This window comes from Pseudomonas sp. BC42 (assembly GCF_021560055.1).
In the GTDB taxonomy this organism is placed as follows: Bacteria; Pseudomonadota; Gammaproteobacteria; order Pseudomonadales; family Pseudomonadaceae; genus Aquipseudomonas.
In genome coordinates this window covers 881,654-894,711 of sequence record NZ_CP091067.1, presented here as the reverse complement: position 1 = coordinate 894,711, position 13,058 = coordinate 881,654, and the positions used below count along the sequence as shown (strand labels likewise).

Annotated in this window: 13 protein-coding genes; 5 read left to right on the top strand and 8 right to left on the bottom strand. The window is 65.9% G+C overall.

Features of this window, described 5'->3' with window-relative positions; genetic code table 11:
- Positions 1 to 4: 4 nt before the first annotated feature.
- Positions 5 to 1,057, bottom strand: a complete 1,053-nt coding sequence (locus L1O02_RS04190) for a Gfo/Idh/MocA family oxidoreductase (protein WP_108546190.1) — start codon at positions 1,055 to 1,057, stop codon at positions 5 to 7.
- 571 nt (positions 1,058 to 1,628) lie between these two features.
- The gene (locus tag L1O02_RS04185; RefSeq protein ID WP_060841212.1) at positions 1,629 to 2,408 is read right to left on the bottom strand and encodes an IclR family transcriptional regulator; all 780 of its coding nucleotides are present in this window, start codon (positions 2,406 to 2,408) and stop codon (positions 1,629 to 1,631) included.
- 311 nt (positions 2,409 to 2,719) lie between these two features.
- On the opposite strand from L1O02_RS04185, the gene L1O02_RS04180 reads away from it, so the two are divergent.
- Positions 2,720 to 3,568: an aldo/keto reductase gene (locus L1O02_RS04180; RefSeq protein WP_060841213.1), complete on the top strand. Its 849-nt coding sequence runs from the start codon at positions 2,720 to 2,722 to the stop codon at positions 3,566 to 3,568.
- A gap of 70 nt (positions 3,569 to 3,638) precedes the next feature.
- Here L1O02_RS04180 and pcaG read toward each other — a convergent pair whose 3' ends face one another.
- The 3 genes from pcaG to pcaQ form a co-directional block, all read right to left on the bottom strand.
- Positions 3,639 to 4,244, bottom strand: coding sequence for a protocatechuate 3,4-dioxygenase subunit alpha (gene pcaG, locus L1O02_RS04175; RefSeq protein ID WP_235759591.1), 606 nt, complete (start codon positions 4,242 to 4,244; stop codon positions 3,639 to 3,641).
- Positions 4,245 to 4,254: 10 nt separating this feature from the next.
- Positions 4,255 to 4,974, bottom strand: a complete 720-nt coding sequence (pcaH, locus tag L1O02_RS04170; RefSeq protein WP_060841215.1) for a protocatechuate 3,4-dioxygenase subunit beta — start codon at positions 4,972 to 4,974, stop codon at positions 4,255 to 4,257.
- Positions 4,975 to 5,077: 103 nt separating this feature from the next.
- Positions 5,078 to 6,007 (bottom strand): pca operon transcription factor PcaQ, encoded by a 930-nt coding sequence (pcaQ, locus tag L1O02_RS04165; protein ID WP_235759589.1) that lies wholly within the window; start codon positions 6,005 to 6,007, stop codon positions 5,078 to 5,080.
- Between the two features lie 139 nt (positions 6,008 to 6,146).
- Here pcaQ and L1O02_RS04160 point away from each other — a divergent pair, with 139 nt between their 5' ends.
- Together L1O02_RS04160 and L1O02_RS04155 are read left to right on the top strand one after the other, a co-directional pair.
- Complete coding sequence (locus L1O02_RS04160) at positions 6,147 to 7,034, top strand: neutral zinc metallopeptidase (RefSeq protein ID WP_235759586.1); 888 nt, start codon at positions 6,147 to 6,149, stop codon at positions 7,032 to 7,034.
- Complete coding sequence (locus tag L1O02_RS04155) at positions 7,035 to 8,006, top strand: hypothetical protein (RefSeq protein ID WP_108546186.1); 972 nt, start codon at positions 7,035 to 7,037, stop codon at positions 8,004 to 8,006.
- An 86-nt stretch (positions 8,007 to 8,092) separates the two neighbouring features.
- On the opposite strand, the gene L1O02_RS04150 is transcribed toward L1O02_RS04155, so the two are convergent.
- The 3 genes from L1O02_RS04150 to L1O02_RS04140 form a co-directional block, all read right to left on the bottom strand.
- The gene (locus L1O02_RS04150) at positions 8,093 to 8,686 is read right to left on the bottom strand and encodes an HAD family hydrolase (RefSeq protein ID WP_060841219.1); all 594 of its coding nucleotides are present in this window, start codon (positions 8,684 to 8,686) and stop codon (positions 8,093 to 8,095) included.
- On the bottom strand, positions 8,683 to 9,552 hold the full coding sequence (tesB, locus tag L1O02_RS04145; protein WP_060841220.1) for an acyl-CoA thioesterase II: 870 nt from the start codon (positions 9,550 to 9,552) through the stop codon (positions 8,683 to 8,685). The genes L1O02_RS04150 and tesB overlap by 4 nt, the downstream gene beginning before the upstream one ends.
- A gap of 102 nt (positions 9,553 to 9,654) precedes the next feature.
- Positions 9,655 to 10,224, bottom strand: coding sequence for a GNAT family N-acetyltransferase (locus L1O02_RS04140; protein WP_108546184.1), 570 nt, complete (start codon positions 10,222 to 10,224; stop codon positions 9,655 to 9,657).
- Between the two features lie 75 nt (positions 10,225 to 10,299).
- Here L1O02_RS04140 and L1O02_RS04135 point away from each other — a divergent pair, with 75 nt between their 5' ends.
- Together L1O02_RS04135 and L1O02_RS04130 are read left to right on the top strand one after the other, a co-directional pair.
- Positions 10,300 to 11,220, top strand: a complete 921-nt coding sequence (locus L1O02_RS04135; RefSeq protein WP_108546183.1) for a histone deacetylase — start codon at positions 10,300 to 10,302, stop codon at positions 11,218 to 11,220.
- Positions 11,221 to 11,807: 587 nt separating this feature from the next.
- The gene (locus L1O02_RS04130; protein WP_108546182.1) at positions 11,808 to 13,055 is read left to right on the top strand and encodes a TIGR03862 family flavoprotein; all 1,248 of its coding nucleotides are present in this window, start codon (positions 11,808 to 11,810) and stop codon (positions 13,053 to 13,055) included.
- Positions 13,056 to 13,058: the final 3 nt, after the last annotated feature.

Sequence of the window (13,058 nt, the reverse complement as noted above, 5' to 3'; positions counted from 1 at the left end):
TCGTTCACTCAATCGGGGTTGGGGTGCAGGCGCGACCCGTGGCCGCGGCCTGGCGAATCGCTTCGACCAGCGCCAGGGTGCGCGCGGCATCGGCGGCGCTGACCAGGGGCGCGACTTCGCCGCGGACGACTTGGACGAAGTGCAGCAATTGCAAGCGCAGGGCCTCGCCCGGCTCGAAGGCTTCCTGCTGCATCAGCAAGGGTTGATGCCAACCCTCCCCGGCTTCGGCGTAATGCCAGTGCTTGAGCTGGGGAATGCTCAGCGCGCCCTCGGTGCCGGCCAGCAGGTAGCAAGGCTGGTCGGCCTGACGCGGATACACCGGGTTCTCCCCGGCATCCAGCTCCCAGCTCCAGGGCGCGGCCGCGGCATCGGAACCGGTCAGGCTGCCCAGGGCGCCGTTGTCGAACTGCAACAGCACCGCGGCGCAATCTTCGTTGGCGTAGCCACGCACGCTGTTGCTGGTGATGGCCTGCACTTGTCGCACTTCGCCACACAGGTGGCGCAGCAGGTCCAGGTCGTGGATCAGGTTGGTCAGCAACATGCCGGCCCCGGCCTCGCGGCGCCAGGGAATATCGAAGTAGCTCTCGGGTTTGCGCAACTGCCAGAGCGCGGTGACGTTGGTCAGGCGGCCCAGGGCGCCGCTGTGTACCAGAGCATGGGCGCGGGCGATCAATGGATTGTGGCGCCGGTGGTGGCCCACCAGCACCGGCACGCCCGTGTTGCGCGATGCTGCCACCAGCTCGCGTACTTCATCCAGGTGCACGCCCACCGGTTTTTCCAGCAGCACCGGCACGCCTGCGGCCAGGCAATCCAGGGCAGTGCTGACGTGAAGATTGTTGGGATTGGCGACAATCACCGCGTCCGGGCGAATGTCCTTGAGCAAGGTTCGGTGATCGCTGAAATGCGGCACCTGCCATTGCGCGGCGACGGCGAAGGCCTCGGGGCCGGGATCGGCCACGGCACACAGCCGGGCCTCGGCCAGGGTCTTGAGGTGCTGGTAGTGCTGCTGCCCCATGTTGCCAACGCCGATCAGGGCAATGCGCAGTGGCGGGTTCAATGGAAGATCCTCTTGTGATTGTTATAGGGACGATGAATTCCAAATATTTAGAACCCAGGTCCATTTTCATACAAGAGGGATAAAAAATACCGTCCGATTATCGAACGGCTTTGTGCCGAGCCGAGGCTCGTGTAGCCGCTGCCGCAGGCTGCGAACGGCTGTGCAACAGACGCGGCGATATCAAGGCCACCACCTGCTCGACGGTAGATCGCCAGGCAAGGCCCTAGGGGCCTTTGCGCAGCCTCGCAGGCTCGGCAGCGGCTACAGAGGACATACCGAAGCCTTTGTAGCCGCTGCCGCAGGCTGCGAACGGCTGTGCAACAGACGCGGCGGTATCAAGGCCACCACCTGTTCGACGGGAGATCGCCAGGCGAGGCCCTGCGGGCCTTTGCGCAGCCTCGCAGGCTCGGCAGCGGCTACAGAGGACATACCGAAGCCTTTGTAGCCGCTGCCGCAGGCTGCGAACGGCTGTGCAACAGACGCGGCGATATCAAGGCCACCACCTGCTCGACGGGAGATCGCCAGGCAAGGCCCTGCGGGCCTTTGCGCAGCCTCGCAGGCTCGGCAGCGGCTACAGGTTGAACAGTTCGGAAGCCTGGCTGGCGGCCGACAGCTCTTCGGCAAAACGCAGCAGCAACGGCGCCAGTTGGTGCAGCCGTGCCAACGGCAGGCGCGCGCTGGGACCGGCGATGCTGAGCACGCCCACCACCCGGCCATCGATGGGATGACGCACCACGGCGGCAATCGCCGAGGTGCCGACCGCCGAACTTTCCTCGACCCAGGCGTAGCCCTGCTCGCGGGCCAGGCGCAGGCGTTCGAGCAACTCGATGTTCGAGCGCGGTGCATTGGGCCCCAGGTCCGCCGGGGGCTCCACGCCCTGGCGCTCCACCAGCGACAAGGCCTCGGCATCGCTCAGGGTAGCCAGCCAGGCATGCCCGGAAGCGGTATAGAACAGCGGCGCCTCGCGGCCCATGTCCGGGTCGTAGCGCAGACCGGAACGGGCGCCCTGGGACTTGGCGATCCAGGTCTGGCGCTCGCCCTCGATCACGCCCAGGCGCACCAGCTCGCCGGCCTCCTGGGCCAGCCGATCGAGCACCGGCTGGACAATGTCGGCGCCGCTGACCGCAAGGTAGCGAAAGCCCATGGCCACCAACCGGGTGGACAGTTGGTAGCGCAGGTTGTCCGGGTTCTGGCGCACGTAACCCAGGCGAATCAACTCCGCCAGCAGGCGATGGGTTGCACTTTTGGGGATCTCCAGCTGTTCCGCCAGGGTCTGCAGGGGCAGGCCGCGGGGGTCACCGGTAAGACGTTCGAGAACGCTGAAGACGCGTTCGATTTGACTGCCAGCCATGGTCGGGTCCCGACAAAATTTGGCCGATTCTAGTGACAACGGGCCGGTTGGGGAACTGCGCGGCAGGGTTCGATTACCGCCCAGAATCGACGCGGCCGGACCCGGGGCCCGGCACAACGCCTTGTGCGCAGGTTAGCCGAGCCCGTATATTTTTTGGAACCACTTTCCACAAATCCAGCATCCAGCGACTGCGCCACAGCCCTATTGGCCGGGCATCGTCCGCCCAAGCGTGCTGTACGCCCCTCAACCGCCGGCCACCGCGCCGACCTGTCGCCCCCGGCTGCGCTGTTTTATCCACAGGGAGATTGCCCATGCCTCACACCCTAGATTGCCCGGTCCTGACCCACAGCGGCCTGCACATGCCCAAGCTCGGCCTGGGCACCTGGCCGATGCTCGATCTGGAATGCACCCGCGCCGTGGAACAGGCCCTGGAGCTGGGTTACCGGCACATCGACACGGCCCAGGCCTACCACAACGAAGAGGCCGTGGGCCTGGCCCTGGCCAATAGCGCGGTCCCCCGGGAGCAGATCCACGTCACCACCAAGGTCTGGTGGGACCAGTTGCAGCCCGATGCCATGCGCCACTCGCTGGAGCGCAGCCTGAAAGCCCTGCGCAGCGACTACGTCGACCTGTTCCACATCCACTGGCCCGCCAGCGACTGGGAGCTGGAGCGCAGCATCGACACCCTGGTGTCGTTCAAGGAACAAGGCTGGGTGAAGCACATTGGCGTGGCCAACTTTCCCCTGGCCCTGCTGCGCCGGGTGGTCGAGGAGTTGGGCGCGCCGTTGTCGGCGATCCAGGTGGAGTACCACGTGCTGCTGGGGCAGCGCGGCCTGCTGGATTACGCCCGCGAACGCGACATGGTGCTGACCGCCTATACCCCGCTGGCGCGCAACAAGGTTTCAGAGGTGGCCGAGATCCAGCAGATCGCCGCCAAGCACGGCGTGTTGCCGACCCAGGTGGCACTCAAATGGTTGCTGGATCAGGACAACGTCGCGGCGATCCCCAAGGCCAGCAGCCGGGCCAACCAACTGGCCAACCTGGACTCCCTGAAGATCCGCCTGGACGATGCAGACCGGGCGCTGATCGCCGCCCTGCCCAAGGATCAGCGTCAGGTCAGTCCGGACTTCGCCCCGGCCTGGGACGCTTGCGACCACTGATGCCCACCCTTCCCTGGCGCCACGACGCGGCGTCAGGGAAAGGTTTCTGGAGGGGCGGCCCGGCGATGTTTCAGAAGTCGAAGAATACCGTCTCGCCTTCACCCTGAATGCGGATGTCGAAGCGGTAGGCGCGCTGGCCATTGATCTCGCAAGGATGGGCCAGCAGGGTTTCCCGGCGCTGCGGCTGCTCGATCAGGTTCAGCACCGGGCACAGGGCGTTGGCCTCCGGCTCATCGGCAAAGTACAGCCGGGTGTGCAGGTGGATATTGATCCCCCGGGCAAACAGCGACAGGTTGATGTGCGGCGCCATGGGCACCCCGGCAGCGTTCTTCACCACCCCGGGCTTGACCGTGTTGAGGGTCCATTCCCCGGCATCGAAGGTGGTGGCGGTGCGGCCAAAGCAGTTGAACGGCTTTTCGGTGTCGAACACCGGGTCGTAGACCCCGGCAGAATCGGCCTGCCAGAACTCCAGGAAGGAATCGCGCACCAGGTGGCCGTTGCCGTCGTACACATGGCCGATCAGCAGGATCCGTTCGCCCGGCGCATCGGGCTTGGCCATCTGGTTCCAGATTTCCTCGGGGCGGGTCGGGTTACCCGCCGCCGCCAGGGCCAGGCCGATGTGCACATAGGGGCCGGCCGTTTGCGAGGGGGTTTCAGGCAGCAGTTGAACAGGCATGGCGGGCTCCTCAGCAGTTTTCGAAGTGGGTCTTGCGCTGGCCGCGCAACACGATGTCGAAGCGGTAGGCCAGGCAGTCCATGGGATTGGCGTTGCCCATGTCCAGGCGCGCGATCAGGCTTTGCACCGCATCCGGATTGGCGATGGACTTGACGATCGGGCACAGCGGAATCAAGGGATCGCCTTCGAAATACAGCTGGGTGATCAAGCGCGTGGCAATCGACGGGCCACTGATGGAGAAGTGGATATGCGCCGGGCGCCAGTCATTGGGGCCGTTGCGCCATGGGTAGGGGCCGGGCTTGATGGTGCGGAAGCTGTAGTAGCCGTCGCGGTCGGTCAGGGCCCGGCCGACGCCGCCGAAGTTCGGGTCCAGGGGCGCCAGGTAGCGGTCGTTCTTGTGCCGGTAACGGCCGCCGGCGTTGGCTTGCCACATCTCCACCAGGGTGTGGGGAATGGGTTTGCCGTACTGGTCGCAGACCCGCCCGGAAACGATGATCCGCTCCCCTACCGGCAAGCCGCCGTTATTGAAGTTGAGCAACAGGTCGTTATCGAAGCGCCCGGTGCGCAGGTGGGAAAAGTCCGGGCCGCTGGTTTCGCTCAGCGATTGCGGAATGCTCACCAGCGCCTGGCGCGGCGAGCGGGCAACGGAGGTCTTGTAGTCGGGGGTCAGGGCCTTGGGGTGCCAATTACGGTCGCGAATCACGAAGCGACTGCTGTCTGCATCAGACATGTCGTTCTCCTGTTGTTTGATTTATGGAGCGCAGCGGGTGCAGTTTCAAACAAATCAGGAGCGCGGAAAATTGAAATGCCGCCCTCAACCCATAACCAAATGGTTATGGATAACAGCCTTCGCGATAGGCCTGTCCCACCTCCCTGAGTACCTCGACCGCCCATTGCGCCGCCAGGGACAGCGGCAGGCTGGTGTTGCTGGAGATGCCCAGCGAACCGCCGGGCTCGCGCAGGCCCAGGTCCAGTTCCTGCAGTTCGCCATTGGCCAGGTCCAGGCGCACCGCATCCAGCGGCGCGATCCACAGCGCATCGCTGGACAGGGTGTAACGCCGGCTCAGGGCCACCGACAGGGTTTCCAGACGCTGTGCCGACTGGGCAATGCCGCACTGCACGAACAGGCTGTCGGCATGCTTGCGGATGCTGGTGCCGGCCAGGGGCAGCACCAGGGGATATTCGCTCACCGCGTCACGGGTGAAGGGACCGACCACCAGCGGATGCTCGGGGCGAGCCACCAGGGTCATGGATTCGCTGTACAGGTGCTCGAAGCTCAGGCCCTGGATCTCCGGACTCTCGGTCATGCGGCCCACCACCAGGTCCAGATCGCCGACCCGCAACTGTGACAGCAGATAGGCGCTCGGGCCGGTCACCACGCTCACGGTCAATGCCGAGTGCCGCTGGTGCAGGCGCCGCATCACCTCCGGCAGCAGCAGGCTTTCCACGGTGGACAGCACGCCGATGCGGACCAGCCCGGCGGCATATTCGCCGCCGCGCAGGCTGCTGACGCCCTCGCGCAGGGCCTGCACCGAAGGCCCGGCGTAACGCAGGAAGGCCCGCCCGGCCTCGGTCAGGCTGAGGCCGGCCTTGCTCCTGGCAAACAGCCGGGTTTCCAGCAGGGCCTCCAGTTCCTTGAGGGTTTTCGACATTGCCGGCTGGCTCACCGCCAGCCTATCGGCGGCTCGGGCCAGGCTGCCCTGGCGGGCCATTTCAAGAAAACACACCAGGTGACGGAATTTGATGCGGGTATCGATGTTCAATAGCAAGCCCCGAATGAGTCTGGACCGGATCGATCCGGCGCCGGGCCATGGTAGCGTGCGCAAAAATCCCTGACGACCGGACTGGCGCCGGTCTGAGCCACCAGCAACACTGACCAGCAGCAAAAACGAGGACTCCCCCATGCTTTGGAAAAAAGGCCGGCGCAGCGACAACGTCGTCGATGTGCGAGATGACAGCAGCAGTGGCGGTGGCATGCGGTTTGGCGGCGGCAAGGGGTTGAGCCTGACGGCGATCGTGCTGATCGTCGGTATCGGCTGGGCCACCGGCCAGGACCCGCTGCAGATTCTCGGGCAATTGCTCGGCCAGAGCAGCCAGACCTCGGCGCCGGCCACCCCCCAGTCGCGCAAGGCGCCCCCGGCCAACGATGAGCAGGCGGAATTCGTGCGCGCCATCCTCGGTGATACCGAAGACACCTGGGGCCAGATCTTTCAGCAGGCCGGCCGCCAGTACCAGGCGCCCAAGCTGATTCTGTTCCGTGGCCGTGTCAACTCCGCCTGTGGCGCGGCGACTTCCGCCAGCGGGCCCTTCTACTGCCCGGCCGATCGCCAGGTGTACCTGGACATGGACTTCTTCCGGGAAATGGCCCAGCGCTTTTCCGCCGCCGGCGACTTCGCCCAGGCCTATGTGATCGCCCACGAAGTCGGGCACCACGTGCAAACCCTGCTCGGGGTGTCGGCGAAGATCCAGGCGGCGCGTCAGCAAGGGCGGCAGATGGAAGGCGATGGCGGCTTGCTGGTGCGCCAGGAACTGCAGGCCGATTGCCTGGCCGGGGTCTGGGCCTACCACGCCCAGCAACGCCTGAACTGGCTGGAACCGGGGGACGTGGAAGAAGCCCTGAATGCCGCCAACGCCATCGGCGACGACCGCCTGCAGCAGCAAGGCCAGGGCCGGGTCGTGCCGGACTCCTTCACCCATGGCACCTCGGCGCAACGGGTGCGCTGGTTCAAGACCGGCTTCAGCCAGGGCCAGGTCGGCCAGTGCGACACCTTCGCCGCCAAGAGCCTGTAGATGCGTCGCCTGCTGGCACTGCTGCTGTGCCTGGGCAGCCTGAGCGCCCAGGCCGCTGAACACGGGGTAAAGGTCATCAGCCCCGGGCGCCTGCCCCTGGAGGGCGGGCAGCTGGCCCTGGGCCTGAGCCAGGACTGGCGCCAGCCGCTGCCCGGCGTACAGCGGGCGCTGATCATCGTTCACGGTCGTCTGCGCAACGCCCAGACTTACCTGAAGAGCGGCGAAAATGCTGCCGCACGGGCCGGGCAAAGCGCCGCGACCCTGGTGATCGCCCCACAGTTTCTCAACCAGGGCGACAGCGCCCGCCATCCGTTGCCGGCCACCCTGCTGCGCTGGCAGGGCAATGCCTGGATGGCCGGCGAACCCGCTGCCGGCCCCGTGGCCATCAGCTCCTATGCGGTGCTGGACGCCATCCTCCGGCGCCTGCAGGACCGCCGGCTCTTTCCCGCACTCAAGGAAGTGGTGATCGCCGGTCACTCCGGTGGCGCTCAGGTGGTGCAGCGCTATGCCCTGACCAGCGGCAAGCATTCCGAGCTGGAAAAGCTCGGCATCGGCCTGCGCTTCGTGATCGCCAATCCGTCGTCCTACGCCTACTTCGATGCCACACGCCCGGTGGCATTCGCGCCGGTCAACTGCCCGGGTTTCAATGACTGGAAATATGGCCTGAACCGGCTGCCGGCCTATGCCGCCGGGCAGTCCCCGGCGCAACTCGAACAGGGCTACGTGGCGCGCGACATCACCTACCTGCTGGGCCAGCAGGACGTCGACCCCAACCACCCGGCCCTGGACAAGAGCTGCGCGGCCGAGACTCAGGGGGCCTACCGGCTGATTCGCGGACGCAACTACTTCGACTACCTGATGCGGCGTCACCCCCAAGGCTTGCCACAACGGCTGGTGGAAGTACCCGGCGTCGGGCATGACGGCGACCGAATGTTCACCTCAGCCGAAGGGCAGGCGGCGCTGTTCAACTAGACCAAGGCGCTGCCAGCGATGACGCTTTCGCCGGCAAGCCGGCGCCTACGGGGCGGGCAGCAGCCGGCTTGCCGGAGAGCAGGCCTTCAGGCCGACAGCAGTTCGTGCAGCTGCGCGCAATCCCGGGCATGCCAGTCGGTCAGCTCCGGCCAGGGGTTGTCCGGCAGGTTCACCAGCACCGTGCGCGTTCCCGCGGCGCGTCCGCAGTCCAGGTCGAAGCGGTAGTCACCCACCATCACCATGCGCTGCGGCGCCACGTCCCAAGCCTCGGCCAGCTTGAGCAAACCACCGGGATGGGGTTTGGGCGGGGCCTCGTCGCGCCCCAGTACATCGGCCTTGGCAAAGCAGTCCGCCAGGCCGATGGCTTCCAGGGTCACGTGGGCCAGTTCCCGGGCATTGCGCGTGAGGATGCCCAGGCGATAACCGCGCCCGGCCAGGTCCCGCACCAGTTCCACCGCGCCCGGCGCCGGGCGCGAACCCAGGGCCAGGTCGCGCTCGTGCTCCAGCAGCCAGGCATGCTTGGCCGCGGACTCGTCCGCCGGCAAGGCCGCCAGGTGCGTGAGGATGTCGTCCTCTGGAGGAATCGACAGCGCCTCGCGGATCGCCGCGAAATCATGCACGGCGATGGTCAGGGTGCCGTCCATGTCGAACACCCAGTGTTTTATCTCTGAAAGACTCATGCCCAATCCTTGCGATGACGGATCAACCCTTCCTGAGTCACCGAGGCTACCAGTTGCCCGGAGCGGTTGAACACGCTGCCCCGGGAGAAGCCCCGGGAATTGCCGGCCCAGGGGCTGTCCATGGCGTACAGCAGCCAGTCGTCGGCCCGCAGGTCGGCGTGGAACCACAGGGCGTGATCGAGGCTGGCGACCTGCATGTCCTTCTGCCACACCGACTTGCCGTGGGGCAGCATCGAGGTGGTCAGCAGGCCGAAGTCCGAGGCGTAGGCCAGCAGGTATTTGTGCAGCGCCGGGATGTCCGCCAGGGCGCCGTCGGCGCGGAACCAGACGTACTTCACCGGGTCCATCGGCTGCGGGTTGTAGGGGTCCTTCTCGGTCACCGGGCGCACTTCGATGGGCTTGGGGCACAGCAGTTTCTCGCGCATGTGCTCGGGAATCAGGTGCGCGCGCTGGGTGGTGATCTCCAGCTCCGACGGCAGGTTTTCCGGCCCGACCACCTGGGGCATGCTGTTCTGGTGCTCGAAACCTTCTTCGTCGTATTGGAAGGAAGCACTGCAGGTGAAGATCGGGTTGCCCTTCTGGATCGCGGTCACCCGCCGGGTACTGAAGCTGCCGCCGTCGCGCACCCGATCCACCTGGTAGACCACCGGCAAGGCGGCGTCGCCGGGACGCAGGAAGTAGCCATGCATGGAGTGCACATGGCGCGCCTCCTCCACCGTCTGACTGGCCGCGGACAACGACTGGCCGAGCACCTGGCCGCCAAACAGCTGGCGAAAACCCAGGTCCTGGCTGCGACCGCGAAACAGGTTTTCCTCGATGGCTTCCAGGGTCAACAGATCGACCAGATCATCCAGCACATGACTCATTCAGACTCTCCTCACACAGGGCAAAACCGCGCAATCTCGGCTGCGGCGGTCTATCAATTGGGGCCAGGTATCTCGTCGGCACATTCTAAACGTGCGCGCCTGCTATCCATGCAAGGTTTCCAGCCATTGTTCGCGGGTAATGCGGTACAGCACATGCTCGCGCAGCGGGTGATCGCCGGCGAGGTTCGGGTGTTCGAAGTCGTCCTCGACGGCGTGATGCATGCCAATGGCCTGCATGACCTTCTGCGACGGCAGGTTGTTGCGGGTGGTGAAGGCCACGACTTCGTCCAGGGCCAGGCGGTCGAAGCCGCAACGCAAGACCGTCCAGGCCGCCTCGCTGGCGTAACCCAGGCCCCAGTGCTCGCGAGCCAGGCGCCAGGCGATTTCCACTGCCGGGGTAAACGACGCCTCGAAACCGACGACGCCCAGGCCGGTAAAACCGATGAACGCACCGGTGTCCTTGCGCTCCAGGGCCCAGGCCCCGAAGCCGTGCTCGGCGAAATGCCCACGGATCCGCCCGATCAGCGCCGCACTTTCCAGACGACTCAGGGGGGCGGGAAAGTAGCGCATGACCTGCGGATCGGCACACATCGCGGCAAATGCCGGCAAATCATCATCACGCCACTGGCGCAGCAACAGGCGCGCGCTTTCGAGTTGCAATATTGGCTCCATCGGGCCCCTCCGTTTCCATGGGTGCAAGTCTACATCGCTGGTAGGATCCTTCACGGGTTCCTCTAAGAAAATGCCATGTCATTGCCACTGATCTATCACGACGACTACAGCCCCGAGTTTCCGCCGGAACACCGCTTCCCCATGGACAAGTTCCGCCTGCTGCGCGATCACCTGGTGGACAGCGGCCTGACCCACGACGCCGACCTGCTGCGCCCCGAGCTGTGCCCGGCCGACATCCTCGCCCTGGCCCACGACCCCGCGTATATCGAGCGCTACATGAGCGGCGAGTTGTCCCGGGAAGACCAGCGGCGCCTCGGCCTGCCCTGGAGCGAAGCCCTGGCCCGGCGCACCGTGCGCGCTGTCGGCGGCTCCCTGCTGGCGGCCGAAAAGGCCCTGCAACATGGCCTGGCCTGCCACCTGGCCGGCGGCACCCATCACGCCCACTACGACTATCCGGCGGGGTTCTGCATCTTCAATGACCTGGCGGTGATCAGCCATTACCTGCTGCAAAGCGGGCGCGTGGGGCGAGTGCTGATCTTCGACTGCGACGTGCACCAGGGCGATGGCACTGCACGGATCCTGCAACATACCCCCGATGCGGTGACCGTCTCGCTGCACTGTGAAAAGAACTTCCCCGCACGCAAGGCCCAGAGCGACTGGGATATCCCACTGCCCATGGGCATGGGCGACGCCGACTACCTCAAGGTGGTGGACGACACCCTCAACTACCTGCTGCCGCTGTATCAGCCCGACCTGGTGCTGTACGACGCCGGGGTCGACGTGCACCAGGACGACGCCCTGGGCTACCTCAAGCTCACCGATGCCGGTGTGGCCGAGCGCGACGAACGGGTCATGCGCCATTGCCTGGGCCGCGACATTCCCGTGGTCGGGGTGATCGGCGGCGGCTACAGCAAGGACCGCCAGGCCCTGGCCCGGCGCCACGGCATCCTCCATCACAGTGCACAGCGGGTCTGGGAATCCTCGGGCTGCTACTGAACCTGGCGGCCTTACCCACATCCGCTGTGGAGCCGCTTGTGGATAACCTGGGAGAAAGCCCCGCCAGCCCATGTTTTCCGGGGGCCGCGAGCAATCGTCTGTTTTTTGATCAATGCCATCAGACGGTCACAGTGTTGTGGGTCGCTTACCCCCAATCCCTGTGGAGCCGCCTGTGGATAAGCTGCGCGAAACACGCTGCAGCCCTCTATCGACAAGGCTTGCAGCACGGTGCCTGTTTTTTGATCAGCGGCATCTGGCGTTCGGCGACGCCCTAGCGCTTACCCCCAATCGCTGTGGAACCGCCTGTGGACAACCTGCGTGAAAGTCGCCACAGCCCACGCGGCGCAAGGCCTGCAGACAATCGACTAGTTTTTGATCAGTTTCATCAGGGTGTCATCCAGGTGTGGGCCGCTTACCCCCAATCCCTGTGGAGCTGCCTGTGGACAACCTGCGCGAAAGTCGCGCCAGCCCACGGCACACAAGGCATCCAGCCCGATGCTCAGTTTTTGACCAGGCTGCATCGGTCCAGCAAGCCCCCTGCACCTCGGGTAGAATGCCCGGCCTATTTCCTCAGCCCCGCCTCTGCCATGACTGCATCGCACTCTTCCACGCCCCACCACGTCGCAATCATCGGCGGCGGCCCCGCCGGCCTGATGGCGGCCGAGGTACTGAGCCAGGCCGGCGTTCGGGTCGATCTGTACGACGGCATGCCATCGGTGGGCCGAAAGTTCCTCCTGGCCGGGGTCGGTGGCATGAACATCACCCACTCCGAAGCCTACCCGGCCTTCCTCTCGCGCTATGCCGAGCGGGCGCCGTACATCGCCCCGCTGCTGCGCGAATTCGGCGCCGAGGCCTTGTGCCAGTGGATTCACGGCCTGGGCATCGACACCTTCGTCGGCAGCTCCGGGCGGGTGTTTCCCACCGACATGAAGGCCGCGCCACTGCTGCGCGCCTGGCTCAAGCGCCTGCGCGACGCCGGGGTGGTTATCCACACCCGCCACCGCTGGCTGGGCTGGAATGCCGACGGCAGCCTGCGTATCCAGCACCCCGACGGCGAGCTCGCGGTAAAGGCCGATGCCACCCTGCTGGCGTTGGGTGGAGGCAGTTGGTCGCGCCTGGGTTCAGACGGTGCGTGGCTGCCGCTGCTGCAACAGCGCGGCGTGCAGGTGGCGCCCTTGCAACCGAGCAATTGCGGGTTCGAGGTCAGTGCCTGGAGCGAGCTGCTGCGCAGCAAATTCGCCGGGGCGCCGCTGAAGAACGTGGCCATCGGCCTCAATGACGACATCCCTCGGCTGGGTGAATGCGTGATCACCGCCAGCGGCATCGAAGGCAGCCTGATCTATGCCCTGTCGGCAGCGATCCGCGACAGCATCGTCCGGCACGGGCAAGCGACCGTTCATATCGACCTGCTGCCGGGCAAGCCTCGGGACAAGGTGCAGGCGGCCCTGGCCAAGCCGCGTGGCTCGCGCTCCATGGCCAAGCACCTGCAGAGTCAGTTGGGGATCGAGGGGGTCAAGGCCGGGTTGCTGCGGGAGCTGACGGGCGCCGACACCTTCAACGATCCGGCACGCCTGGCGGCGGCGATCAAGGCGCTGCCCTTGACCCTGGTGCGCCCGCGGCCACTGGACGAAGCCATCAGCAGCGCCGGCGGCGTCACCTTCCAAGCGCTGGATGAACGGCTGATGCTGGCGCCAATCCCGGGGGTGTTCTGCGCCGGGGAAATGCTCGACTGGGAAGCCCCCACCGGCGGTTACCTGCTGACCGCCTGCTTTGCCAGCGGACGGCGGGCCGGGCTGGGGATGCTCGAATGGCTGAACAGCAGCGGCAAGCCATAAGCT